Origin of the sequence: Bacillus cereus group sp. BfR-BA-01408 (genome assembly GCF_022663305.1) — a bacterium.
Taxonomy (GTDB): domain Bacteria; phylum Bacillota; class Bacilli; order Bacillales; family Bacillaceae_G; genus Bacillus_A; species Bacillus_A pacificus.
On sequence record NZ_JAKUFF010000003.1, the window covers coordinates 82508 to 106451 of the forward strand.

Consider the following 23944-nt stretch of genomic DNA (forward strand, 5'->3'; position numbering starts at 1 on the left):
GTTGTTAATTTAATGGGATAGAAAAAGGGAGAAAACCTGTATAGAGCTGAATACAGAAGTATTGAAAATATTGTAAAACAGAAAAAACATGCATATAATTAAAAGATGGATAAATTTTAAGAATATTCAATGATAGTGGTGAGAACATGTTTACTGAAGAGCGTAGAGAGAAAATTTTGGAGTTACTTAAGAAAAACGGAAGGGTAATTGCTAAAGATCTTGCGGAAAGTTTTGATATGTCTATTGATTCAATAAGAAGAGATTTGTCTATTATGGAGAAGGATGGCTTATTAAAAAGAACGCACGGAGGTGCAATTGAACTTGCTCGAGTAAGGAATTTAGCTGCTGAGCGATTTGAACGTTATAGTAATGGTTCTGTATATGAAGACGCAATTGCAAAAATCGCAGCTTCTTATATACAAGAAGGAGATTCTGTTTTTATTGGTGGGACTTCTATTCATTATGTCATGTTAAAATATTTACCTGAAACATCATTTACAGTTGTTACAAATTCTATAGAAATTGCTAGTACGTTACGGGAATATAAGAACATTGATACGTACTTAATTGGTGGAAAGGTGAAACCATCAGGAAATATGACAGATACACTTGCCTCAGAATGGATAAGTAGATTCTCTATTGATCTGTATTTCTCTACAGGTGGTGGCATTTCATTGAATGGTATAAGTACTGCAACGCCTGAAGTTGCTTATTTTAGTAAAACAGTAAATAAGATTGCTAGACGAAATATTTGTTTAGTTCCTCACAATAAACTTGGAATAGACTACTTTATAAAAGGAGAATCACTGATTGAAATTGACCTTATAATAACAGATTCAGAGGCTAGTAAAGAAACGATTCAACAATTTGAGAAACAAGGTAAAGAAATTGTAATAGCATCAATAGACTACTTTTAAAAGGAGCTTGAAATGATTATAAAAGGACAAAAATTCCACATAAATGGATTAGTTTATACAATTCGTTCGGCAACTGAAACAGATGCGGAACAGTTATCGGAAATTAGAGTTCAAATCGATGGAGAAACTGAAAACATGGATAGAGAAGCTGGAGAGGGATTTATAGATAAGATAGGTTTTCAAAAAATAATAAAAGCAGATAGTGGCGAGACAAAGAATTTGTTTTTAGTTGCAGAAGTGCACAACCGAATCGTTGGGTTTTCAAGATGCGAAGGGTCAAATTTGAAGAGATTATCTCATAAAGTAGAATTTGGCGTTTGTATTTTAAAAGAGTTTTGGGGATATGGAATAGGTAAGAGTCTATTGCAACAATCTATTCATTGGGCTGATGAAAATGAGATTAAAAAGATATCATTACAAGTATTAGAGACAAACGAAAAAGCCATTCAACTTTATAGAAAATTAGGTTTTGAAGTAGAAGGAATTTTGAAAAATGATAAAAGACTGTCAGATGAAAAGTATTATAATACGGTTGTAATGGGAAGGTGTATTTGAGGTGTTTATAAAAGTGTTGGAAATGTATGTTTTATAGAAGAAAGTACTATATAGTAAAGAATGAATTTATAGAAATATTTAATGAGCATTTTAATAAAACAAACTTACCAAATCAGTTAAAGCATGGTTCCAGGCTAATAGGACGCTGGATGAAAGATAATAAGAATGGTACGACTGAAGTGTTTGCAATATGGGAATATGATAGTTATGAACAATATAAAGAAATAGAATCAAAGATTAGAAATGACGAGAAGCATATTAGAAGAATACATGAATGGTATGAAAAACATGGCGGGAAAAAATATGTTTTTCAGGAGTACATAGTAGAGATGAAAAATGAAGAGTTAGTGTGTACTGTAAAGTGATAGAGATGTGAGGGATAATGGGAATGAAAACAAAATTATATTTTAGTGTAGCATCCACAATTTTATTTGCAATAGCCGTGATTGTTTTCTTTATAAATGGAAATCCACAAAAGTGGTTTTGGTTATGTATTTTCTTTGCTTCCATTATAAAAAATATAGTGCTACTAAAAAAGAATAAAGAAGCGCATTAAGATATTCAAATTATTAACATATTTGTGTCGTCTTTCTAGTTTTGTTGAAAACGCTTTTATTCAGTTTTATAATAAAAGTATGTTTTTACAAATCTCCAAAATAATGAATAGGGAGATGATATAATGCTAGCTTCACCGTTTTACTTACATACATGGAAAAAGTTTGTTGATGAAGGTGTCCTTGATTCGAACCGTATAAACGAAAGAATTTCAGAGTCATGGTATCGATGTAGACATGCAAATGTGAATCCTCATATGAATAAAGGTCAGAAAATTTTGTCTTCTAATATTTTTCAAGACCAAAAGAAAAAGAGTGAAATCTTCCTAGATATAGCAATACCTCAAATACAAAATATGAGAAAAACCATTGATGAACTGCAAATGATGGCATTATTAATCGATCCAGACGGTTACGTTCTATCGTTAAGTGGAAATAAACAAACGTTGCAACGAGCGAAACATATTAATTTCGTTGAAGGTGTGAAATGGACGGAAGCGGCTGTTGGTACAAATGCGATAGGAACAGCGTTAGAAATTGAAGAGGCTATTATGATAAGTGGTACAGAGCATTATTCTGTCGCATCTCATAGCTGGAGCTGTGCGGCCGCTCCTATTCATAATGATGATGGGAAATTAATAGGCGTTCTAGATTTCTCTTGTCCGATTGAGTTTTCGCATCCATATATGCTCGGTATGGTAACTTCGATTGCACATGCGATTGAACGTGAATGTAGTATTCGAGTACATCAAAATGAACTGCAGTTAATCCATCGTTTTTTAGATGTAATTGACAGTAATGAACAAGTAGTAATTTGTAATCATCGCGATGTTATCGTTTCTGCGAGCAAGAGGGTTCGGGAACGAGTATGTAATTGGTCACGAATGAAACTTGCAGATTTAATGCACTATGGATTGAAAACTAAATTAGAAGTTCCAGTATACAGTAATAATAGAATGATTGGGAAATGTATCTATGTAAAGGAAAATAAACAAGTAAAATCATTTTCAACGTCCCCATTTATAAATGGCATCACTTTTCCTGGAGTGATTGGGACAAGTAGTGCATTTCAACATACATTAGAAGAAATTAAGCTTGTATCACCAACTGACGCAAGTGTATATGTTTGTGGTGAAACAGGTGTAGGGAAAGAATATGTAGCGAGAGCGATTCATGAAAATAGTCCAAGAAAAAATGGTCCATTTATAGCTGTTAACTGCGGTTCATTACCGAAAGAATTAATGGAAAGTGAATTGTTTGGTTATGCCGAAGGAGCGTTTACAGGTGCACGGCGCCAAGGATATAAAGGGAAATTCGAACAAGCAGATGGAGGAACAATATTTTTAGATGAAATTGGTGAAGTGCCTCCAGAGATGCAAGTCGCATTATTGCGTGTTTTACAAGAACGAACAGTAACCCCAATTGGCAGTTCAAAAGAGGTACCGGTAAATATTCGTATTATTACTGCGACACATAAAGATTTATTGCGATTAGTAGAAGAAGGGAAATTTCGTCAAGATTTATATTATCGGTTACATGTTTATCCGCTTTATGTTCCAACGTTAATAGAAAGAAAAGAGGATATTCCATACTTCATAAAACATTTTTGTGAACAAAAGAATTGGAATGTTGTATTTCCAAAAAGTATTTGTAATCAATTTTATCAGCATACATGGCCCGGAAATATTCGAGAATTATTAAATGTATTAGAACGCATTTACATTTTATCGCAAGGACAGGAAATATGCGAAAAACAAATCTCTTTTTTATTACAAACAATGATGGGAAATCAACATCAACTTGCATTGCAAGCAGAAAATAAAATAGAGAACACATTAAATTTCCGCGAAAGAATACAGCGTGACAGCATGATTGAAGCGCTAGAAAAGACGAACGGAAATGTTTCGTTAGCTGCAAAACTTTTAGATGTACCTCGAAGTACATTTTATAAACGAATGCAAAAATATAAGCTATAAAGTAGATTTTTGTAATCTACTTTTTCTTTGTGGGCTCATGTTCTGTCGGAATATGCGCTTACCGGGGAAATAATAAAATAGTTAGAAATAAATTTCCGAAAGGGGGACTTATGTGAAGTATATTGAAATTGGTATTGGAAATAGGTGGTTCGTTCGAACAGAAACCGAAAATAAAGATGGAACTGAATTTGAGGAAAGAGGAATTATAAAACCTATTTATTTTGAGTCACTGTACGTACGAATGTGGTTTCGGAAAACGTGTTTAATTTTTGATACGAAAGAAGGGTTTAAAAAGGTTAAGAAGAGGAGGATTGATTATAAATTTATAGTTGGAATTGTAAGTAGACTGAATAAAGAAAAGGTGTACTAACATACGTAGTTATATTGACCAGAAAATCCTTTTGACTTATATCAAATTCATGAAAAGCAATTTTTATAAATATAAATTGATAATAAAACCGCTAAGGAAACTTAGCGGTTTCTTTTTAAATGGGAGGGATTTTCGTATGAATAGGATCGTAACGGTTTTACTTGCAATTATTATAATGGGGTATTCCATTTATAGTTGGAATGATACTTCGGAAATGAGTATGCTAATTTTACAAACGCTTTTAGGTTTTATGTTAGTTAGCTTAGGGGTGCAAAATTTAAAAAATAACGAAAAAGAAAATAGAAGTATAGGGATCGCTTTATTACTCGTGGCTTTGTTTTTAATTGTTGTATCTTTAATAAAATATTTTGTATGAATAAGTTTTTAAATTAATAAAAAATTAAAATTCTACTTGTATTTCACTATATAAAATATGACATAATGATTTAGTTAAAATAGAAATGGATAGGGTATTTGAGAGGGGCAGTATAATGAGTTTTGCAATAGAAATAGTAATAAAAGCACCAATGGATGTTGTATGTGACTACATAATAGAAGATGAAAAAATAAAAGAATGGAATACGTTTATAATAGAAAATCGCTATCCTTCAAATATGGATAAAGAGAATCCACGTGTAGGAGATAAATATATTACTGTTCAAAAAGTCGGTAAGAAAATATTCGAGGCTGAAGTAGAAATCCTTGAATACGATGCACCTCATATTATTTCACTTGGCAGTGAAATGAAGCAAGGTTATTCAGCAATGACTTATATGTTAGAAGAAGATGAGGAAGGTACAGCACTTACATTAATTTCAGAATATGAACCTAGTAATTTTTACTATAAAATTATGTATAAGTTAACAGGCTGGATTTCACGAGGTTTAACTATGGAACAAATTGAGCGTCTAGCAGAATGTGTAGAAGCTGCTTATCATAAAGAAAATTAATATTAAAGATATGTATGAAGGTAAAAGCGTTACTCAATCTCAGGAGTAACGCTTTTACTGTTTAAAGATTTTTTATTGAAAACCTCAATAGCTCGTTCATATATTTCTTTATCAATACAAAATCTTTCTGTTATCCAATAATTAAGTTCAGAAGATGTAAGGCTTTGTTCTCTTTTCTTATCTTGGAAATATTGTTTTAAAACATTATCATTAATAGAAGTTGGAATACCATCGATATAACCGAAAATCTGAATTTTCTTTAATACAGGAGATGTATGCCAATCGTTAGACTTTGTAATGAGTTCTTTCATACTTGATAAATCTATTGGCTCTGTATGTAAGATTTTTGCTGGACCTGGATTTCTAGTAATTTCAATCTTATTATTTGAGACTTCATAAGTAAAAGTTTCCCTTACATTACTTACTTGAAATGATTCATAAAGTGGATAAGCTTGGAATAAAGGTGCACAGTAACCAACATCAACATAGTAAGGCTGCTCTAAGTTAACGCGTAAGCATAAATGTCCGGGATTCATATACAAATAATGAACGTCAAAACCAAGGTTTGATAATAACCAATGAAATCCAATTGAGTGCGTCCAACAAGTACCCCCCAGACCTTTTGTAGTAATACGGTTTATGTATGTATCAATGGAAGGGAAATAATTACCTGTTTCATTACCTTTTTCCCAGTCAATTATTTTAGTAAGAGTTTCCCACTTTATTTTTTCTTGATGAGCTTTAATAAGCTCATTTAAAAACTTTAAGCTAGTAGGTTGATTTGTAGTACCTAAAAATGATAGAAATTTATTTACTAGTTTTTCTTGAGACATTTTCTGATCCTTTCTATATAGAAATCGTTTTTGGTATTATTATACAATAGATATCAGAAAATACAGGTATTTATTAATGGAGTGGGAGAGAATTATATGTCTATGTCGCTATATTATAAAAAAATCCGGGAGAAATTAGGCCATGAACTAATTTTTATGCCGAGTGTAGCTGCGGTTATAAAAAATGAGCAAGAAGATATTTTATTTCAATATCCTGGCGGGGAATACTGGAGTTTGCCAGCTGGAGCAATTGAGCCTGGAGAAACTCCAGAAGAAGCAGTAGTTCGTGAAGTGTGGGAAGAAACAGGATTGAAAGTGCAAGTAAAAAAACAAAAAGGGGTGTTTGGAGGAGAAGAGTATCGCCATACATATCCGAATGGCGATCAAGTAGAATATATTGTTGTTGTGTTTGAATGTGAAATTACTAGTGGAAAACTGAAATCAATAGATGGTGAATCTTTAAAACTACAATATTTCTCATTATCTGAAAAGCCTCCTTTAGCACTACCATACCCAGATAAAATATTTTTATAGATGTAAAATAACACACCTTATTTATTGAAGGTGTGCTATTTATATAACCCCGTTGTATACATTTCCGTCAATGTATGTACTATCTCTTCTAACTCTAATTTTTTATCATTTTTCACAATCGTCCAAAGAAATATCTCATTCATTGCGAACCAAGCACGTGCTACAGTTTCTTTATTTAATTCAGGATGCGCTAACCCATTTTCTTGAGAGTATGTAATATCTTGCGTAATGCTGTTTATAAATCGTTCTCGAATCTCATCCCATTTTTGACGTATCTCTTTTGATAGCCCGATTGCTTCTTCTACAACTTGTAAAATAGCTCGTTCTTTCTCTGCTAGTTGGAGGAATGCCCTCACTTGGTTTTGAATCATATTACGTGCTTCTTCTTTTGTTTGAGGAGAAAAAGAGCGCTCAGCAATATCATAAAATTGATTCATAACATCTTCCATTAAAACGGTGAGGAGATCATCTTTGTTTTTGAAGTATACATATGCCGTTCCATAACCAGTTTCTGCATGTTTAATAATTTGCGTAATGGTTGTTTTCTGAAATCCGTTATTAATAAAAACAATGTATCCGGAATGTAAAAGTTTCTTTTTAGTTTCTAAGGAGCGGTGTTTTCTTGATGAAAGAGTAGTGTTTTTCAAAGAACCACCTCTTTATACTGAAATATCTGAAAATATAACTGTATTGTAAAAGAAATTCATATATAAAGTCAACTGACATAATATCATTGACGTTATATCAACTAAGGTGATATATTTCAATTAGTTAGAATAAAAAGAAAATTAAGAGAAGGTGACACCATGTATACAGAACCATTTCAACCAACTTATGAGTATGCGCTTGAATGTGATAAACATGATGAACTGAAAGATTTTCAAACTGAATTTTATAAAAAAGAAGGAACAATATATTTAGATGGAAACTCATTAGGGCTACTTTCAAAAAGAGCAGAAAAATCATTACTTACTTTGCTAGATTCATGGAAAGAGTACGGTATTGACGGCTGGACCGAGGGTGAGCATCCCTGGTTTTTCCTTTCGGAGAAATTAGGTGAATTGACTGCGCCTCTTATTGGAGCTTTACCAGAAGAAACTATTGTAACCGGTTCCACGACAACGAATATTCATCAAGTAATCGCAACTTTCTATGAGCCGAAAGGAATTCGCACAAAAATTCTTGCGGATGAGTTGACATTCCCGTCCGATATATATGCACTTCAAAGTCAAATTCGTTTAAAAGGCTTAGATCCAGATGAGCATTTAGTACGAGTGAAGAGCCGAGATGGTAGAACACTTTCTGAAGATGATATTATTCATGCAATGACAGATGATATCGCGTTAATTTTATTACCTTCTGTACTATATAGAAGTGGCCAAGTTCTTGATATGAAACGTTTAACAGCGGAAGCACATAAGCGTGGTATTCATATCGGATTTGATTTATGTCATTCGATTGGTTCTATTCCGCATCATTTCAAAGAATGGGATGTTGATTTCGCTATTTGGTGTAATTATAAATACTTAAATGCAGGACCTGGTGGTGTTGCTGGTCTTTATGTAAATAAAAAGCATTGTAATAGACTTCCAGGATTGTCTGGATGGTTCAGCTCTAGAAAAGATAAGCAGTTTGATATGGAACATACATTAACAGCTGCTGATCATGCAGGTGCATATCAAATTGGTACCCCTCACGTATTAAGTACAGCGCCGTTAATCGGTTCTCTTGAAATTTTTAAAGAGGCTGGTATAGAACGTTTACGTGAAAAATCTTTACATATTACAAGATACATGCTTAATTTAATTGCTCATGAATTAAGTGATTTTGAATTTACAATTGGAAATCCATTAGAGGATGAAAAACGAGGCGGGCATATTTATTTAGAGCATGCAGAAGCAGCACGCATATGTAAAGCGTTAAAAGCAAATGGAGTTATCCCTGATTTCCGTGCACCTAATGGAGTAAGACTTGCGCCAGTCGCTTTATATAACACATACGAAGAAGTGTGGAAATCTGTACAAATATTAAAGAAAATCATGAAAGATGAAGAATATAAACAGTTTGAAAATAAGAGAGAGGTTGTGGCATAAGTATGAAAACATCAGAGTGGATTGATATTTCACAACCGCTAAATAATGATATTGCTACTTGGCCAGGGGACACACCGTTCTCGTATGAAGTATCATGGCCGAAAGAAGAGAGTGGCTCAGTAAATGTTGGAAAATTAACGATGAGTATTCATACAGGTACTCATATTGATGCACCGTTTCATTTTGATAATGAAGGAAAGAAAGTAATAGATTTAGATATTCAAGTTTATGTCGGCCCAGTACGAATCATTGACGTTTCTAATCTTGAAAGCATCGGAAAAAAAGAATTAGAAAACTTTAATTTAGAAGGAGTAGAACGGTTGTTATTACGCACATCTTCACATGGTAAAGTGAATGAATTCCCAGATGTAATCCCGCATTTACATGCAGATATAGCACCGTTTCTTTCAGAGAAAGGTATACGTTTAATCGGGGTGGATGTACCGTCAGTTGATCCATTAGATGATAAAGAATTAGAAGCGCATCATCAATTATTTAAACATGGCATACACATTTTAGAAAATGTCGTACTAGATCACGTAGCAGACGGCGATTATGAATTGATTGCATTACCACTTGCCTTAACAGATGCAGATGGAAGTCCAGTTCGAGCAGTTATTAGACCAATATAAGTAGAAATATATATAAGGGGCGTTTGGCTAATATGAAAGAAAACGAAAAGATAATTATGGAAAAAGGGATTCATACGGATTTTAAAGAGAATATGACGTACGGGGAATATTTACAATTAGATAGTTTACTATCTTCTCAAAAGAGATTATCAGATCACCATGATGAAATGTTGTTCATCGTTATTCACCAAGCAAGTGAACTTTGGATGAAGCTTATTTTACATGAGTTATATGCAGCAATTGAATCTATTAAACAAGATAAATTACAACCAGCTTTTAAAATGTTAGCGCGTGTATCAAAAATTCAGTCGCAAATTATTCAATCTTGGGATATTCTTGCGACATTAACACCATCCGAGTACATTGAGTTTCGTGACTCGCTCGGTCAAGCTTCAGGTTTTCAATCGTATCAATATCGTATGATTGAGTATGCGCTTGGTTATAAAACGCCGCATGCATTAAAAATTTATGAAAAAGATCCAGAATTACACGCTCGACTTCATACGGCGCTACATGCACCAAGTTTGTATGATGTCGCAATTCAAGCACTTGTAAAAGAAGGATTCCCTATTCATAAAGATGTGTTGAATCGTGATATTACGCAGCCTTATGAAGAAGATGCCACGGTAGAAGCGGCATGGCTTGAAGTGTATGCCGATGTGAAAAAGTATTGGAACTTATACCAACTTGCTGAAAAATTAATCGATATTGAAGATTGGCTACAACAATGGCGTTTCCGTCATATGAAAACGGTAGAACGAATTATCGGACATAAAATGGGAACAGGTGGATCTTCAGGTGTATCTTATTTAAAACGAGTACTTGATCAACGATTCTTCCCAGAGCTTTGGAATGTTCGCACGAAATTATAGAAACAAACCTGTCAGCTAAACTGACAGGTTTGTTTTTTTATTTGAATTCAATTATGTTTTAATAGAAGCTACAACATATAAATAAATGAAGTGATTTTTTAAGCGGAGGTAAAGTTTTGAATTTCAAGCAGCTAGAAAATAAATTTGAAAAGAAAAAAGTGAATACATTTCTTGTTTATCAAAAAGGAGAATTAACAACCGAGTATTATAAAACACCCGAATGTACAAATAACTTATATAAAATAAATTCGATTACAAAAAGTATCGTATCTTTATTAATTGGTATTGCAATTGATAAAGGCTATATAAATGATATACATACACCTATTACAGAGTGGATTGAAAATGTACCTGAGGGAAAACATGATTTGACGCTTTATCACTTATTAACAATGACTACTGGTGAGGAGTGGAAAGAGTTTGGAAATGGAGTAGTATTCCCGAATGACTTTGTAGAATCAGCGAACTGGGTGCAATATATATTAGAAAAACCAATAATTGAAGAACCGGCTACAAAAATGAATTATAACTCAGGGTCTTCGCATTTACTTAGTTACATTATCCAAAAAGCTACTGGAATGCCGACAGAACAGTTTGCGAAAAGGTACTTATTTAATCCGTTAGAGATTACAGAATATGAGTGGCAACAAGATTCCCAGGGAATATATGTTGGTGGTTTCGGTATGAAAATGAAATCTAAAGATTTATTAAAACTCGGAATATTATGTTTGCAGAATGGAATTTGGCAGGGGAATGAAATTGTATCATCGAAATGGTTAGAAGAATCAAGTACACCTCTATTTGAAACGTATGAACATGTCGGGGCATATGGATATCACTGGTGGGTATTGAATAACGAAAGATTTCACATACCGTATTGTATGTACTTTGCTATGGGATACGGCGGGCAATACATCGTTGTCATTCCGCAGTTAGAGGTGGTTGCTGTAATTAGTAGTCATATGCCTAAACGTGGGCTCGTTCCATTAAAGTTATTTATTGAGCATGTACAGGAGAATTATAAGTTTGTATAAGAAGAGGAGGGACTGTATGGGGGATGTAAAAACATTATCTTTATTTAGACTATGTTTAAGCCTTCTAGCATTTAGTGCAATCATTACGCAATTTATAATACGGGCACAAGTGAAACCGTTCAATCCAGTTAATTTTTTCAGTTTCTTCACTATCGAAAGTAACATTTTAGTTGCATGTATTCTCCTTTTAAGTAGTATCGGAACAGCTACATTTGGTCGATCAGAACAGTTTGGTGTACTTCGTGGTGCAGCGACTGTATACATACTTACGACTGGACTCATTTATTTTTTATTATTAAGAGGGTTAGAAGAATCACTTCAAACCGCAATACCATGGGTAAATACGGTGTTACATTATATCATGCCAATTGCCATGCTTTTAGATTGGATATTAAATCCACCAAATAAGAAAATCACTTGGAAACAAGCCGCAAGTTGGCTCTTATTCCCGTTTTTTTACGTTTTATATAGCTTAATACGTGGTCCAATCGTGAATTGGTATCCTTATCCGTTTTTAGATCCGAGAATAAGTGGATATGGTAGAGTACTTTTATACAGTATAGGAATAGCAGTTGTAATTGGCGCTATTTGTATATTGGTAAGATTTTTAGGGAATCGAAATTTTAGAAATGAAAGAAACCCGGCTGTTTAAATTCATAACAGCCGGTTTTTTTTCATTTTATCTACTCGTTTTCTGAAACGACATTTTAATAAATTTCTCCGTCTTCGTTTCAAACTCTACATCAACAAAAACACCATATTCTTTTCCATCCTCACGTAGCCACAATTTAAATTTTTCAATTGTTATTTGAACGGTTTTTGGTTTTCTACCTATATGAAGGTAATCAATAATCTCCGCTTTTGGGTATTGTTCTTTCGTTTTCTCTACAGCAAGTTTACCCCATTTCGCATAAGGTGGCTGAGCATGAACAATTGATGAGCCTGTATATACATTTGAACATGTTATTAGGAACAGAAGGACGAATGCGACACGCTTTAACAATTTCTTCACGATGAACTCCTTTTATCCTTTTTTATCCCACTTTAATGGGCAGTAAGCCCCCCATCTCAAAATTCAGCGAAAGTAAAGAAATTAGGTGGGGGTCGGGCTGCTCATAAAAGTTCGATTGGTTCAACTAATAATCAGTGGGGGATGAAGAAAACCCCCACTGATTAAAGTCTCACTTTATATTGTTTACATATTTTTTCAACGATATTAGTTTGGATTTTTTTGTCTTCTTTACATAAAAGCGAGGCTTTTACAAAACATAACCAAGAAATCATTTCCGTAATTAAGGAGGGAAAATTATGCGCCAAAAAGCTATTTTTAAAATAGCAGTTTTGCTTGCGTTCATAGGACTGTCTTTCATGGTCAGTAGTATACAACTAAAAAATGTAGAAGCCTTTTCTAATCAGGTCATTCAAAGGGGAGCATCTGGCGAAGATGTCATTGAACTGCAATCTCGTTTGAAATATAACGGGTTTTATACCGGAAAAGTGGATGGTGTTTTCGGCTGGGGTACATACTGGGCACTTCGAAATTTTCAAGAGAAATTCGGTTTACCTGTTGATGGTTTAGCCGGAGCTAAAACGAAGCAAATGCTCGTGAAGGCAACGAAGTATGATAAGTCAACTGCTAATAAAGGAACGACAACGAATAAAGGAAATAGTGGTGGTACAGCACAAGAAAATAAACCACCTCAAAATAAAGGGACAAATGTTCCAAATGGTTATTCCCAAAATGACATTCAGCTTATGGCAAACGCAGTATATGGAGAATCTCGTGGTGAGCCGTACTTAGGACAAGTTGCAGTCGCTGCAGTTATTTTAAATCGTGTTACAAGTGCATCATTTCCAAATACTGTTTCGGGTGTGATTTTTGAGCCAAGAGCATTTACAGCGGTAGCAGACGGACAAATATATTTAACGCCAAATGAAACAGCGAAAAAAGCTGTATTAGATGCAATTAATGGATGGGATCCAACAGGAAACGCATTGTATTATTTCAATCCAGATACTGCAACAAGTAAATGGATTTGGACTCGTCCACAAATTAAAAAGATCGGGAAACATATTTTCTGTAAATAGAGCGGAGGTGGAACTATGTTACGAGGTATTATAATCGTATTATTAACAGTTGGTGTAGTCGGGACAGGATACTGGGGCTATAAAGAGCATCAAGAGAAGAATGCAGTATTAATTCGGGCAGAAAATAGCTATCAACGTGCGTTTCATGATTTAGCGTATGAGGTTGATTTATTGCACGATAAAATTGGAACAACGCTTGCGATGAATTCGCGCGCATCTTTATCGCCTGCATTAGCAGATGTATGGAGATTAACATCGGAAGCTCGTTCGGATGTAGGACAACTTCCTTTAACATTAATGCCTTTTAATAAAACGGAAGAATTTTTAGCGAATATCGGTGATTTTAGTTACCGTGCAGCCATTCGTGATTTAGAAAAAGAGCCGTTAAATGATCAAGAATACAAAACGTTGCAAACTTTATATTCCAATGCAGGAAATATACAAGATGAACTAAGAAAAGTGCAACATCTTGTTTTGAAAAACAATTTACGCTGGATGGATGTCGAGATGGCACTCGCATCAAATCGTGATCCTGCAGACAATACAATTATTGACGGATTAAAGACAGTAGAAAAAAATGTAACATCGTATTCTTCTACAAACTTCGGACCTACCTTTACAAGTGCACAAAAAAATAAAAAAGGTGGATTTGAAGCAGGAGGAAAAGCAATTTCAAAAGATGAAGCGGCGAAAATTGCAAAATCGTTTTTAAATTTAAAAGGAAATGAAAAGGTAGAAGTCGAGAAAAGCGGAAAAGGTGCGAAAGAATCTTTCTATAGTGTGAAAATTAAAGATGAGGCAACGAATAATGAGTTTTATATGGATATTACCGGGAAAGGCGGATATCCAATTTGGGTTATGAATAATCGAGAAATTAAAGAACAGAAAATTAGTTTAAACGATGCGGGAAGTAAAGGTTTGAAATTTTTAAAGGACCATAAGTTTCATAATATGGAGCTTTATGATAGCTCACAATATGATAATGTTGGTGTATTTACGTATGTAGTAAATGAGAATGGCGTACGAATTTATCCAGAAGCAATTCAAATGAAAATTGCTTTAGATGACGGTTCTATCGTCGGATTTTCGGCGAAAGAATATTTAGCATCACACCAAAAACGAACAATCCCTTCGGCAAAGCTAACTGCAGCAGAAGCAAGAAAGAAAATAAACCCTGATGTAAAGGTAATGGAAGAGCGAAAAGCAATGGTAGTAAACGATTTGCATAACGAAGTACTTTGCTATGAATTTGTAGGTACTTTAGGGAAAGATACGTACCAAATTTTCATTAATGCAAATAGCGGAGCAGAAGAAAAAGTGAAGAAAATGCAAGCTGTTGAAAAAATTTATGATTAAACTTGAATGGTAAAGTGGTGAGAATAATGAAGATTTTAATATATCTATTGATGGTTTGTTTATTAATAACTGGATGCAGTATTGGAAAAAAGGATAATCCAAACGAAAAGCCCGAGCAAAAAAATGTTTCAATGAAAAATGTTAATTATACAAATAAGTCAAATAAGCCAAATGAAAAAGCAGCGGACCATTTAGCATCTTTAGCGGCAAGTGTGCCAGGTGTAAATGATGCGACAGCGGTAGTAGTTGGGAAATATGCTATTGTAGGCATTGATGTAAAAGCGAAACTAGATCGAACACGTGTTGAGTCCATAAAATACTCTGTTGCAGAAAGCTTAAAAAACGATCCTGATGGTGCTAATGCAGTCGTTGTAGCAGATGTTGATACGTATGAAAGACTGAAACAAATTGGAAAGCAAATTAAAAAAGGAAAAACAGGTGAAGGTATACTGGATGAGTTAGCAGCAATTGTTGGCCGAGTAATGCCACAAGTTCCAAATGACATGATTGAAAATCGAGAAACGAATCCAATAAAAGATAATGATAAACAATTACCAAAAGATGAAGAACAAGAACTGAGAAAAGAACAGAATGACCAATCAAATAATCATTTAAATAAATAAATTTAACCGTAACCCTGTACTAAATTGTACAGGGTTTTTCAATATAATATTAAATATTCAGTTTATTTTTAAGGGAATATATGGTTTAATTATTATGGGAGGGACAACTGTTATGATGAAAAAAAGCACATTAATATTATGTAGTTTATGCTTAGGTTTCAGTATGACAGCGTGTGAACAGAAGAAAGAAGTAAAAAAGCAAACAGCGACTTCTTCTACTGTGATGGAAAATCAAAAGAAAGAATCTATCAATATAAATCATTTCTCCAATATAAATGAAGGAATGACTTATAAAGAAGTGAAAGATTTAATTGGTTTTGAGGGGGATTTACTCATAGAAGAAGGGGTGGAACATTCTACACAAATTAAGCAAATTTTTGCTTGGAAGGGAAGCAATCCAACTGCATTAGTTGAAATTACATTTTTAGATGGCAAAGTATATTCTAAAGTGCAGCAAGGTTTAAGTTAATAAGTAAAAAATAGGAGAGTTTATCATGAACATACATACAGGGGAAATTCAATTAGTTCCGTATAAAGAGGAATTTAAGGAAGTTATACAAACATTTACTTTACCAAGTGAACAAGTTCAATTTACATCGGACCCAGTTGAATTATTGAAAAAAGCAAAAAATGATCGTACAAAAAATGTGATTGTTATTTTAGATTACAATAGGGTACCTGTTGGTCTTTTTGCATTGCAAACAGGAGATAGAGTGCAGGAGTTCACAGAAAATGAGAACGCTTTACTTTTAACTTCATTTTCTATAAATCACAATAGACAAAGGAAGGGATACGCTAAAAAATCACTGGCACTATTACAAGAGTTTGTACAATGTTATTTTCCGATGAAAAATGAAGTTGTACTTGCTGTGAATGAAAAAAATATTCCTGCACAAAATTTATATGAAAAAGTTGGCTTCCAAGATAAAGGTTTTAGAAGAATGGGACCAATTGGTCAACAAATCATAATGCATTTATCTATCATAAAATAACGAGAAAAAACTTACTCTTGTACAAAAGTAGTAAGTTTTTTATTTAGAAAGATATATAATATATAAATAAACGAAATAGAAATGAAGGAAATACAAAATGAATCAAGTTAGAAAATGGAATATTATTGGTGGAAGGGTGATAAAAACAGGAATTGCGGTTTTTCTTACAGTTCTAGTTTGTGAATTTTTTAATATTCCAACTATATTTGCTGTTATCACCGCAATTGTAACGATTGAGCCAACTGCAACGGATTCTATAAAAAAAGGACTGGTTCGTTTTCCAGCTTCAACAATTGGATCAGCATATGCAATGACTTTCACATTTTTCCTAGGTCATCAGGCGCTTTCTTATGCGTTAGCAGCGATGTTTACAATCGTTACATGTCAAAAACTAAAGTTACATGCGGGAACGTTAGTTGCAACATTAACTGCTGTTGCAATGATCCCAATTACGGCAGATCACTATTTTACTGCATTTTTAATTCGATTAGCTACTACATCTACTGGTATTATAGTGTCTACTTTAGTGAATTTTTTCATCTTACCACCACATTATGTTAAAACAATTTCGGGATGTACAGAGGAACTATTTGTTAAAACGGCACATATTATGGAGGAATGGCTTAATGCATTAATTGAAGGGAAAGTGATAACCAAAGAGACAACTCATAATCTATCTAAAGTGAATTTATTATTACATAAAGCGGTACAATTTGTTCAATATGAGCAAAAAGATTGGAAATATCATCGACATACAAAAAAAGAAATGAGAAGTTTTTTACTTGTACAAAAGCAACTTCATTTATTACAGCAAATTATTTATCATATAGATAATTTAGCTCGAACACCAATTGAAACATGTGACTGGTCGCAAAATGAAAAAGAGATTTTACGACGAACAATTCATTCTATAATTTCAATATTAAGAAATAATTGTAATAAAATAGATGAGGAACATTTTAAACTGATTGATGAATTAGACAAGCAATTTTGGAATTATAAAAATGATTTAGCCCATTGTAAACCGAATCAATATCATCATCATTTTTCCAGTGAATCTATCATTTTATTTGAGGTATTATCTATACATGATATGTTAGAGGAATTAAAACAAATATTTGAGAAATATGAGGGGGAAAATCAATTCAATTGTTCAGTTCATTAAAATGTGGAGGATTGCTATGACAATTTATATTGCACTACTAAGAGGAATCAATGTAGGCGGTCATAAGATAATTAAAATGGCTGATTTAAAACAAACGTTTGAATCAATAGGGCTAAAACAAGTAAAAACATATATTCAAAGTGGTAATATCGTGTTCGAATCTGAAAAAGATATTGATTTTTTAAACAAACGAATACAATCTGAAATTAAAAACGTTTTTGGTTTTGATGTTCCGGTTATGTTAAGAACACATGAGGAATTTATAAACATTACCAAAAGATGCCCCTATGAAGTCAATTCATTGCGAGAAGGCGAAAGTATACATGTTGCCTTCTTAGCAAATGAACTTTCTGAATTAGAAAAAGATCAGCTACTTATGCAAAAAAATGAGACTGAAGATTGTTATATACATGAAAAAGTTGTGTATTTATTTTTCAAAAATAGCATTCGAAATTCAAAATTAATGAATCAGTTCCAGAAGTTACATACACCAGCTACGATAAGGAATTGGCGGACTGTGAATAAATTAAAAGCGATAGTAGAAGGGATGTAAATATAAAAAGATGAGATTTTCTGTATATAGAAAATCTCATCTTTTTATTTATATTGTTTTGCGACTATAAGTTCGACAATAGGATAAATAAAGAATGAAGAACAAAGCGCGATGAACAGAGGAAGGTTTTTTATTTCATCAAGTAATAGGAATGCAAATCCTTCTGATACTATTAAAATTAAAAACATAAGGCATATAAGTACAAAATAAGCAACTTTAAAACTTTTATATTTGATTTGCTGTCCCATTTCATCTTGGCTTTCTTTCGATACTCTGTTCGGATCTCCCCAAGTAATTTGATTAATTAAATTACCGATAATTAACGAAAAAGCGAATATTGTTCCTCCTAAAATCGAACCTTCCGTTACATATTTATATGCTCCATGTATGAGAACGACAATTAATGATAAAACGATAATTATGAAAATAAATTTTTTATGGTTCAATTTAGAAATAGCACCTCCATTGTTGTAAAAAACTCTTTACAACTATAGTATAAAATTGGGAAACTTTAATGTCAAATACTTTTTACACATGAGGCCGCGAAAATGATATTTTGTATTTACGGTTAATAAAAAATTACATTACATTTGAATGTAAAAGAATGGGCTCGCATATATTTGGAAGGGATGTCAGATTAATTTAGGGGGTAGTTATGTCTATTCTTTTAAAAGCTGGTGCTGATGCAGGAAATAACGGTTTGAAGTTAATGGTGAAAGGGCAAGATCCTATTTTTATTCCGAGTATATATGCTTTATATATAGGAGAGCCTACAGGATTGTTAGATGAGGGAGATGTTTCATTATCTGAATTAGAAAATCACATTGACGTGACCATTAGTTCTCCATCGTTAATGTTAAATAATGTGCGGTATATCGTTGGAGAAAAAGTCATTCAAGATCAATTAAAAGGTACTGAAGTTGAGAAGAAATCGAATAAGTCAACTGATGAGTTAATGGTTATTACGATTCTATCTGGTTTAGCGGTAAGTGCTATGCGTCAAAGTCCAACTTCTAGTCATATTAACATTCGTTATGATTTATCTGTTGCTCTCCCTATGCAGCTTATTACACAAGAAATAGCTGCGGAAAATGCGAAACGTTATATGGGGAATCATAAGGTTGTGTTCCATTATCCAAACGGACGTGATGTTACAATTAATATTTCCATCGAATATTGTAAATGCCTACCTGAAGGTGCTTCTGGGACGTGGGGCATTGTATATGATGAAGAAGGAAATGTTGTAAAACATAAAATAGAATGTGAACAAAATAAAGTGTCAGAAATTGATTTTGTTGATAAAACATTATTATCTTTTGATATTGGTGCAGGGACAACAGAAGAAGTCGTTTCACTAGGTGTAAACTTTAGACCACAACTAAGTAAGGGTTTATCGTACGGTGTGAAAGAAACGTTACTACAAATTATTACGAGATGGAACCGGAAGTATCCAACAAAGACAATTGATAGTATTACAGAATTCAATCAAATTTATTTAAATGATAAACACCCTAGAAATGCATTATTAGTTGAGGAATCACAACCAGCACTATTAGGTTTAGCAGCGCGTGTTGCAACGGATATTATTAACAAAATTGATGATATGAAAGACGATCCATATGTATTTATTTATGGCGGGGGCGCAGTTATCATAAAAAATAGCCTGAAAATGATTTTAAAACAAAAAGGGCGTTTAACAAATGTAATCTTTGTAGATAATCCATTATTTACAAATGCACGTGGATTATTAGTCTACACTTGTTCGCCAAAATATAGAGAGCATAAGCAAAAAGAGTTAGGATTTACAAACTTAACAATAAGTTAGTTGGTGGAAGTATGCGATCTAGGCGATATAAACGTGGTGACCGAGTAAAAATTAATATTCATAAGTCAGTATCACCTGAAATGCTTGCATGGCTGAATAAACAATCAAATCCAACCAACTTCTTTTTCTTTGCAGCGCAGCAACTTTTTAAACAAGTAGGAGATATTGATGTGTCAAAAGCTATACCAAGTAGCCATGTTTTCTCGTTATACGTGGAGCCATCATCCTTATTAAAAGTAGAAGTTAATCCTTTTAAAAGCGTACCACTAGAAGCAAATAAATCCACCGATAATATAAAAAAAAAATCATGGGAAGCTGTTGACCAATTAGATTGTCCGTTTTTTTAAACATAGAAAATAGAAAAATATAAGTATTGCCCATCACTATACATACGGATACAGTGATGGGCTTTTTTACATGTAAATATAGGGGGACACAAATTGCGGCGTGCCCCTCCTATTCATTATTTTTCTATTATTTTAGCTGTATGTTCAGTAACAGCATGAATGATGTCTTCCCAGTCATCAGGATGAATCTCATGTCCGGCGCCTTCAAGAGTTAATAGAGCTGAGTTAGGAATCTCGTCGATAAGTGCGAGACCATGTTCAAAAGGGAGTGCGGTATCGTCTGTTCCGTGAATGACTAATGTAGGTGCTTGTATGGAGTGAAGCACCCCTTCATATGCATCATCGCCTTGAAGTAAAGCGTGATTAAACATGCTTAATAAATTGTTAGCTCGTTCAATTTCTTGTTTTACTTGATTATAGACTCTTTTTTCATCAAATGTGCGTTTGGACCCGCATAATAGACGGGATCCTGAAACTAAATATTCTGCTACAACATTTTCATTTGTCCAATCTAAATGCGTGCCATTTGCGTGATGTGTTAAAATTCTTTCATCCATCGGAGGTAAATCGCGCGTGTTATCGTCAGAGCCTATTATACTTGTAGCTAATAATGTTAACGATAAAATTCTTTCGGGATGTTTTACAGCAGCAATTTGAGCGATCATACCCCCTAAAGACATCCCGAATAGATGCGCTTGATCAATATGATAAGCATCAAGTACCCCAATTGCATCTTCAGCCATATCCGTAACGGAATAATTAGAAGTTCCAGGTTCATATGCGACGGAGCGTCCCACATCACGGTTATCAAAACGAATAACAAATGCCCCGCTATTCGCCAACTGTTCACAAAATTCTTCATCCCAATAAACCATTGAACACGTAGCACCCATAATTAATAAAATAGCTGGATTTTTAGGGTTTCCAAAGCTTTCTGTACATATATCAATCCCGTTTATTTTAAATATCTTTTCAGTCATAGAGTTCTCTCCATTTCTTTTGAATGTAATTAAAAACACAATTTTGAATGACTCTAAGGTGTGTGTAAGATTTTCTATGTTTCTTGCATAATTACCCCCAAAAATAAGTTTATGATAATTTAAGGAAAAAAATTTTGAGAAATATTTGTATGTTATTAAAATAAACAGTAAGGAGGAGAGGAAATGAAAGCAATTGTTATAGATCAATATGGTAGTGTTGAAGAATTAAAAGAAAGACAAGTTTTAAAACCAGTTGTTAAGAATAATGAGGTATTAATACGTATTCTCGCAACATCTATTAATCCTGTTGATTGGAAAATAAGAAAAGGAGACTTACAAGAACAGTTGCGTTTTTCATTTCCAATCATTTTAGGGCTAGATGTAGCGGGAGTTATTGAAGAAGTTGGGGAAGAGATAGAATGTTTCAAAATAGGAGATAAGGTGTATACGAAACCTGAAAATATAGGGCAGGGCTCTTATGCTGAATTCATTACAGTAAAATCGGATTTAGTATCCTATATGCCTACAAATCTGAGTTTTGAAGAGGCAGCTTCTATTCCTCTTGCAGGACTTACTGCATGGCAAAGTCTTGTAGATTACGCAAAAATAAAAGAACATGACCGAGTACTTATTCATGCTGGAGCTGGTGGAGTTGGAAGTTTGGCAATCCAAATCGCAAAATCATTTGGAGCTTTTGTTGCGACAACTGCCAGTAGTAAGAATGAAGAGTTTTTAAAGTCTTTAGGGGCAGATCTCGTTATTGATTATAAAAAAGATAAATTTGAAGAATTACTATCAGATTTTGATATTGTATTAGATACAATAGGTGGGGAAGTACAAGAAAAAAGCTTTCAGATTTTAAAACCTGGTGGTGTATTAGTTTCGATTGTCCATGAACCAATTCAAAAAGTAAAAGAGATAAAATCAGGTTTTTTATGGCTAAAACCAAACGGAAAACAATTAGAAGCATTATCAGATTTAATTGTACATGGAAAAGTAAAACCAATTATAAGTAAAGTTATGCCGTTTAGTGAGGAAGGGATTAGAGAAGCTCATATTTTGAGTGAAGGTCAGCATGTTAGAGGTAAGATTGTAATTAAAATGGAATGATAATGAAAATATTATTTATATGGTGAGTTTTATGTAATAAAAAGCAAATACCCCAAAATATTTTGGGGTATTTGCTTTTATAGCATAAACTTTCGCATTATATCATGTAATCTCTCTAATCCAATTATCATATCTTTTTCATTTAACATCGAATAGCTAATTCTTAAATGATTATTATTTGTTTCGGGATTTAATAGACAAGCTGTACCTGGTAAAAAAGACACATCTACTTCATTTACTTTTTGTAATAAGGTAAAGGGATCTATCGAATCAGGAAGAGTAATCCATAAATTAAAGCCGCCATTTGGTATTTCAAAGTGCATTTCTTTAAGTGGTGATAACATATCAATCGTTATATCACGTCTAATTTGTAAAGCCGTACGTAATTTTTCTAAATGATTTTTCATACGTTCTGCACGTAAAAATGGTAGAAGTGCTTTTTGTGTTAATAAAGGACTACCGATATCCATTGAACCTTTTACAGCATATAACCATTCGAAAATAGGGCCATCGGCAATAAGTGATGCAATACGTAGTCCTGGTGCTAACGTTTTACTAAATCCTTTTATATATATTACGTGACCGTTTGTATCAAAATTTTTAATAGGAGGGGGAACAGTCACGCCCTCAAAATATATTTCACCGAAAGAATCATCTTCAATGATAAAAAACTCATATAGCTCTGCCAATTCTATAAGTTCCATTCTTCGTTCTTTACTCATTACTGTACCTGTTGGGTTCTGAAAAGTTGGATTCGTATACAATAAAATGGGATTTTTACTTTGACAAATATCATCGATTAAGTCGGATCGAATTCCATAATTATCAAGAGAAACGGGTATAATTCGAGCCCCTTTATTGATGAAAATATCAAGCGCAGCACTATAACACGGACTTTCTACTAATACAATATCACCAGGTTTTATTAGTGTTTGAGCAATTAAATCAATTCCTTGTTGTGCTCCGCTTGTAATTAATAACTGAGATGGATCTGTCAATAATTTCTGGTGTTCATTTAAGTGATTTGCTATTTCAACTCGCAATTCATAATCTCCTTGAACTGGTCCATAAGTTGCTAGAATCATCTGGTCTTTATTAAGTATTTTATGCATTTCGTCTGCCAAGAATGGATTTGGCAATAAACGAGGATATAAAATCGCTTGTGAAAAATCGTAATATTTCCGGTGCTGATTCATTGCATATTGAGATCGCATAACATTAATCGTTTTCGTTTGTTGCCATTTATACGGAACTGTTTTGAAATTTTTCTTTACATGTTTTTGTATATAAGCCCCTTTACCTTGTTCAATTCGTATATATTCTTTCTTTTCTAGCTGTTTATACGCCTTACGAACAGTTAATAGACTAATCTGTAAATCTTCGGCCATCGAGCGTAAAGATGGAAGTGAGTCACCATGTGAAAGCATGCCGCTTTGTACTCTTTCAACGATTTGCATATATATTTGCTGGTAATACGGTATGTTGGATTCTTTACGAAGGACAATCTTCATGGTTTCACCTTTTTCTTTTTTATTTAATTTAAGCGGAAAATATAAAGAGAATCAACTACGATTTTAGGAAACTG

29 protein-coding genes are annotated in these 23944 nt (G+C 33.4%); 23 read left to right on the forward strand and 6 right to left on the reverse strand.

Features of this window, described 5'->3' with window-relative positions; translation table 11 throughout:
* The first annotated feature begins 146 nt into the window (after positions 1–146).
* From MR083_RS02960 to MR083_RS02990, 7 genes are all read left to right on the forward strand, one after another.
* Complete coding sequence (locus tag MR083_RS02960) at positions 147–917, forward strand: DeoR/GlpR family DNA-binding transcription regulator (RefSeq protein WP_000493617.1); 771 nt, start codon at positions 147–149, stop codon at positions 915–917.
* A gap of 12 nt (positions 918–929) precedes the next feature.
* Positions 930–1472 (forward strand): GNAT family N-acetyltransferase, encoded by a 543-nt coding sequence (locus MR083_RS02965; protein WP_000584356.1) that lies wholly within the window; start codon positions 930–932, stop codon positions 1470–1472.
* Positions 1473–1498: 26 nt separating this feature from the next.
* Positions 1499–1837 (forward strand): NIPSNAP family protein, encoded by a 339-nt coding sequence (locus MR083_RS02970; RefSeq protein WP_061182598.1) that lies wholly within the window; start codon positions 1499–1501, stop codon positions 1835–1837.
* A 314-nt stretch (positions 1838–2151) separates the two neighbouring features.
* Positions 2152–4002, forward strand: coding sequence for a sigma-54-dependent Fis family transcriptional regulator (locus MR083_RS02975; RefSeq protein ID WP_242268484.1), 1851 nt, complete (start codon positions 2152–2154; stop codon positions 4000–4002).
* Positions 4003–4114: 112 nt separating this feature from the next.
* On the forward strand, positions 4115–4372 hold the full coding sequence (locus MR083_RS02980; protein WP_000873848.1) for a DUF3977 family protein: 258 nt from the start codon (positions 4115–4117) through the stop codon (positions 4370–4372).
* A gap of 136 nt (positions 4373–4508) precedes the next feature.
* Complete coding sequence (locus MR083_RS02985) at positions 4509–4748, forward strand: DUF3953 domain-containing protein (protein WP_001080079.1); 240 nt, start codon at positions 4509–4511, stop codon at positions 4746–4748.
* Positions 4749–4863: 115 nt separating this feature from the next.
* Positions 4864–5322, forward strand: a complete 459-nt coding sequence (locus tag MR083_RS02990; RefSeq protein ID WP_242268485.1) for an SRPBCC family protein — start codon at positions 4864–4866, stop codon at positions 5320–5322.
* Between the two features lie 29 nt (positions 5323–5351).
* Here MR083_RS02990 and MR083_RS02995 read toward each other — a convergent pair whose 3' ends face one another.
* Entirely contained in the window at positions 5352–6155 is an 804-nt protein-coding gene (locus MR083_RS02995) for an arylamine N-acetyltransferase (protein ID WP_016717659.1), read from the reverse strand.
* Positions 6156–6251: 96 nt separating this feature from the next.
* Here MR083_RS02995 and MR083_RS03000 point away from each other — a divergent pair, with 96 nt between their 5' ends.
* Positions 6252–6689, forward strand: coding sequence for an NUDIX hydrolase (locus tag MR083_RS03000; protein WP_000062910.1), 438 nt, complete (start codon positions 6252–6254; stop codon positions 6687–6689).
* Between the two features lie 35 nt (positions 6690–6724).
* Here MR083_RS03000 and MR083_RS03005 read toward each other — a convergent pair whose 3' ends face one another.
* Complete coding sequence (locus MR083_RS03005) at positions 6725–7336, reverse strand: TetR/AcrR family transcriptional regulator (protein WP_000799595.1); 612 nt, start codon at positions 7334–7336, stop codon at positions 6725–6727.
* Positions 7337–7495: 159 nt separating this feature from the next.
* Between MR083_RS03005 and kynU the strand changes: the two genes are divergently transcribed.
* From kynU to MR083_RS03030, 5 genes are all read left to right on the forward strand, one after another.
* Positions 7496–8782: a kynureninase gene (gene kynU / locus MR083_RS03010; RefSeq protein WP_062821645.1), complete on the forward strand. Its 1287-nt coding sequence runs from the start codon at positions 7496–7498 to the stop codon at positions 8780–8782.
* Between the two features lie 2 nt (positions 8783–8784).
* Positions 8785–9414 (forward strand): arylformamidase, encoded by a 630-nt coding sequence (gene kynB / locus MR083_RS03015; protein ID WP_000858052.1) that lies wholly within the window; start codon positions 8785–8787, stop codon positions 9412–9414.
* Between the two features lie 32 nt (positions 9415–9446).
* Positions 9447–10286, forward strand: a complete 840-nt coding sequence (gene kynA / locus MR083_RS03020; RefSeq protein WP_000661937.1) for a tryptophan 2,3-dioxygenase — start codon at positions 9447–9449, stop codon at positions 10284–10286.
* 116 nt (positions 10287–10402) lie between these two features.
* A complete protein-coding gene (locus tag MR083_RS03025) occupies positions 10403–11320 on the forward strand; it encodes a serine hydrolase domain-containing protein (protein ID WP_001009748.1) in 918 nt (305 codons plus the stop codon).
* A gap of 16 nt (positions 11321–11336) precedes the next feature.
* Positions 11337–11972, forward strand: coding sequence for a Pr6Pr family membrane protein (locus tag MR083_RS03030; protein WP_046647304.1), 636 nt, complete (start codon positions 11337–11339; stop codon positions 11970–11972).
* A 27-nt stretch (positions 11973–11999) separates the two neighbouring features.
* On the opposite strand, the gene MR083_RS03035 is transcribed toward MR083_RS03030, so the two are convergent.
* A complete protein-coding gene (locus MR083_RS03035) occupies positions 12000–12332 on the reverse strand; it encodes a DUF3889 domain-containing protein (protein WP_016717655.1) in 333 nt (110 codons plus the stop codon).
* 296 nt (positions 12333–12628) lie between these two features.
* Between MR083_RS03035 and sleB the strand changes: the two genes are divergently transcribed.
* From sleB to MR083_RS03070, 7 genes are all read left to right on the forward strand, one after another.
* Positions 12629–13408, forward strand: coding sequence for a spore cortex-lytic enzyme (sleB, locus tag MR083_RS03040; RefSeq protein WP_001249040.1), 780 nt, complete (start codon positions 12629–12631; stop codon positions 13406–13408).
* 15 nt (positions 13409–13423) lie between these two features.
* Entirely contained in the window at positions 13424–14764 is a 1341-nt protein-coding gene (gene ypeB, locus MR083_RS03045; RefSeq protein ID WP_000943716.1) for a germination protein YpeB, read from the forward strand.
* Positions 14765–14790: 26 nt separating this feature from the next.
* On the forward strand, positions 14791–15387 hold the full coding sequence (locus tag MR083_RS03050; protein ID WP_000697993.1) for a YhcN/YlaJ family sporulation lipoprotein: 597 nt from the start codon (positions 14791–14793) through the stop codon (positions 15385–15387).
* Positions 15388–15499: 112 nt separating this feature from the next.
* The gene (locus tag MR083_RS03055; RefSeq protein WP_242268487.1) at positions 15500–15856 is read left to right on the forward strand and encodes a hypothetical protein; all 357 of its coding nucleotides are present in this window, start codon (positions 15500–15502) and stop codon (positions 15854–15856) included.
* A 25-nt stretch (positions 15857–15881) separates the two neighbouring features.
* On the forward strand, positions 15882–16379 hold the full coding sequence (locus MR083_RS03060) for a GNAT family N-acetyltransferase (RefSeq protein ID WP_242268489.1): 498 nt from the start codon (positions 15882–15884) through the stop codon (positions 16377–16379).
* 97 nt (positions 16380–16476) lie between these two features.
* Complete coding sequence (locus tag MR083_RS03065; protein ID WP_046647300.1) at positions 16477–17544, forward strand: aromatic acid exporter family protein; 1068 nt, start codon at positions 16477–16479, stop codon at positions 17542–17544.
* 16 nt (positions 17545–17560) lie between these two features.
* Positions 17561–18097, forward strand: coding sequence for a DUF1697 domain-containing protein (locus tag MR083_RS03070; RefSeq protein WP_016717652.1), 537 nt, complete (start codon positions 17561–17563; stop codon positions 18095–18097).
* Between the two features lie 44 nt (positions 18098–18141).
* Here the strand turns inward: MR083_RS03070 and MR083_RS03075 are convergent, their stop codons facing one another.
* Entirely contained in the window at positions 18142–18543 is a 402-nt protein-coding gene (locus tag MR083_RS03075) for a hypothetical protein (protein ID WP_242268491.1), read from the reverse strand.
* A gap of 209 nt (positions 18544–18752) precedes the next feature.
* On the opposite strand from MR083_RS03075, the gene MR083_RS03080 reads away from it, so the two are divergent.
* Complete coding sequence (locus MR083_RS03080) at positions 18753–19922, forward strand: ParM/StbA family protein (RefSeq protein ID WP_000025611.1); 1170 nt, start codon at positions 18753–18755, stop codon at positions 19920–19922.
* 11 nt (positions 19923–19933) lie between these two features.
* On the forward strand, positions 19934–20269 hold the full coding sequence (locus MR083_RS03085) for a hypothetical protein (protein ID WP_029438566.1): 336 nt from the start codon (positions 19934–19936) through the stop codon (positions 20267–20269).
* 116 nt (positions 20270–20385) lie between these two features.
* Here MR083_RS03085 and mle read toward each other — a convergent pair whose 3' ends face one another.
* Entirely contained in the window at positions 20386–21249 is an 864-nt protein-coding gene (gene mle / locus MR083_RS03090; protein ID WP_016717650.1) for a BCA family alpha/beta fold macrolide esterase, read from the reverse strand.
* A 183-nt stretch (positions 21250–21432) separates the two neighbouring features.
* On the opposite strand from mle, the gene MR083_RS03095 reads away from it, so the two are divergent.
* Complete coding sequence (locus MR083_RS03095) at positions 21433–22359, forward strand: NADP-dependent oxidoreductase (RefSeq protein ID WP_000644567.1); 927 nt, start codon at positions 21433–21435, stop codon at positions 22357–22359.
* 77 nt (positions 22360–22436) lie between these two features.
* Here MR083_RS03095 and pdxR read toward each other — a convergent pair whose 3' ends face one another.
* A complete protein-coding gene (gene pdxR, locus MR083_RS03100) occupies positions 22437–23870 on the reverse strand; it encodes a MocR-like pyridoxine biosynthesis transcription factor PdxR (RefSeq protein WP_074567974.1) in 1434 nt (477 codons plus the stop codon).
* Positions 23871–23944: the final 74 nt, after the last annotated feature.

Coding starts and splice junctions, on each gene's coding strand:
- MR083_RS02960 (WP_000493617.1), top strand. CDS start 147: ATGTTTACTGAAGAGCGTAGAGAGAAAATTTTGGAGTTACTTAAGAAA.
- MR083_RS02965 (WP_000584356.1), top strand. CDS start 930: ATGATTATAAAAGGACAAAAATTCCACATAAATGGATTAGTTTATACA.
- MR083_RS02970 (WP_061182598.1), top strand. CDS start 1,499: ATGTTTTATAGAAGAAAGTACTATATAGTAAAGAATGAATTTATAGAA.
- MR083_RS02975 (WP_242268484.1), top strand. CDS start 2,152: ATGCTAGCTTCACCGTTTTACTTACATACATGGAAAAAGTTTGTTGAT.
- MR083_RS02985 (WP_001080079.1), top strand. CDS start 4,509: ATGAATAGGATCGTAACGGTTTTACTTGCAATTATTATAATGGGGTAT.
- MR083_RS02990 (WP_242268485.1), top strand. CDS start 4,864: ATGAGTTTTGCAATAGAAATAGTAATAAAAGCACCAATGGATGTTGTA.
- MR083_RS02995 (WP_016717659.1), bottom strand. CDS start 6,155: ATGTCTCAAGAAAAACTAGTAAATAAATTTCTATCATTTTTAGGTACT.
- MR083_RS03000 (WP_000062910.1), top strand. CDS start 6,252: ATGTCTATGTCGCTATATTATAAAAAAATCCGGGAGAAATTAGGCCAT.
- kynU (WP_062821645.1), top strand. CDS start 7,496: ATGTATACAGAACCATTTCAACCAACTTATGAGTATGCGCTTGAATGT.
- kynB (WP_000858052.1), top strand. CDS start 8,785: ATGAAAACATCAGAGTGGATTGATATTTCACAACCGCTAAATAATGAT.
- kynA (WP_000661937.1), top strand. CDS start 9,447: ATGAAAGAAAACGAAAAGATAATTATGGAAAAAGGGATTCATACGGAT.
- MR083_RS03030 (WP_046647304.1), top strand. CDS start 11,337: ATGGGGGATGTAAAAACATTATCTTTATTTAGACTATGTTTAAGCCTT.
- sleB (WP_001249040.1), top strand. CDS start 12,629: ATGCGCCAAAAAGCTATTTTTAAAATAGCAGTTTTGCTTGCGTTCATA.
- ypeB (WP_000943716.1), top strand. CDS start 13,424: ATGTTACGAGGTATTATAATCGTATTATTAACAGTTGGTGTAGTCGGG.
- MR083_RS03050 (WP_000697993.1), top strand. CDS start 14,791: ATGAAGATTTTAATATATCTATTGATGGTTTGTTTATTAATAACTGGA.
- MR083_RS03055 (WP_242268487.1), top strand. CDS start 15,500: ATGATGAAAAAAAGCACATTAATATTATGTAGTTTATGCTTAGGTTTC.
- MR083_RS03060 (WP_242268489.1), top strand. CDS start 15,882: ATGAACATACATACAGGGGAAATTCAATTAGTTCCGTATAAAGAGGAA.
- MR083_RS03065 (WP_046647300.1), top strand. CDS start 16,477: ATGAATCAAGTTAGAAAATGGAATATTATTGGTGGAAGGGTGATAAAA.
- MR083_RS03070 (WP_016717652.1), top strand. CDS start 17,561: ATGACAATTTATATTGCACTACTAAGAGGAATCAATGTAGGCGGTCAT.
- MR083_RS03080 (WP_000025611.1), top strand. CDS start 18,753: ATGTCTATTCTTTTAAAAGCTGGTGCTGATGCAGGAAATAACGGTTTG.
- MR083_RS03085 (WP_029438566.1), top strand. CDS start 19,934: ATGCGATCTAGGCGATATAAACGTGGTGACCGAGTAAAAATTAATATT.
- mle (WP_016717650.1), bottom strand. CDS start 21,249: ATGACTGAAAAGATATTTAAAATAAACGGGATTGATATATGTACAGAA.
- MR083_RS03095 (WP_000644567.1), top strand. CDS start 21,433: ATGAAAGCAATTGTTATAGATCAATATGGTAGTGTTGAAGAATTAAAA.
- pdxR (WP_074567974.1), bottom strand. CDS start 23,870: ATGAAGATTGTCCTTCGTAAAGAATCCAACATACCGTATTACCAGCAA.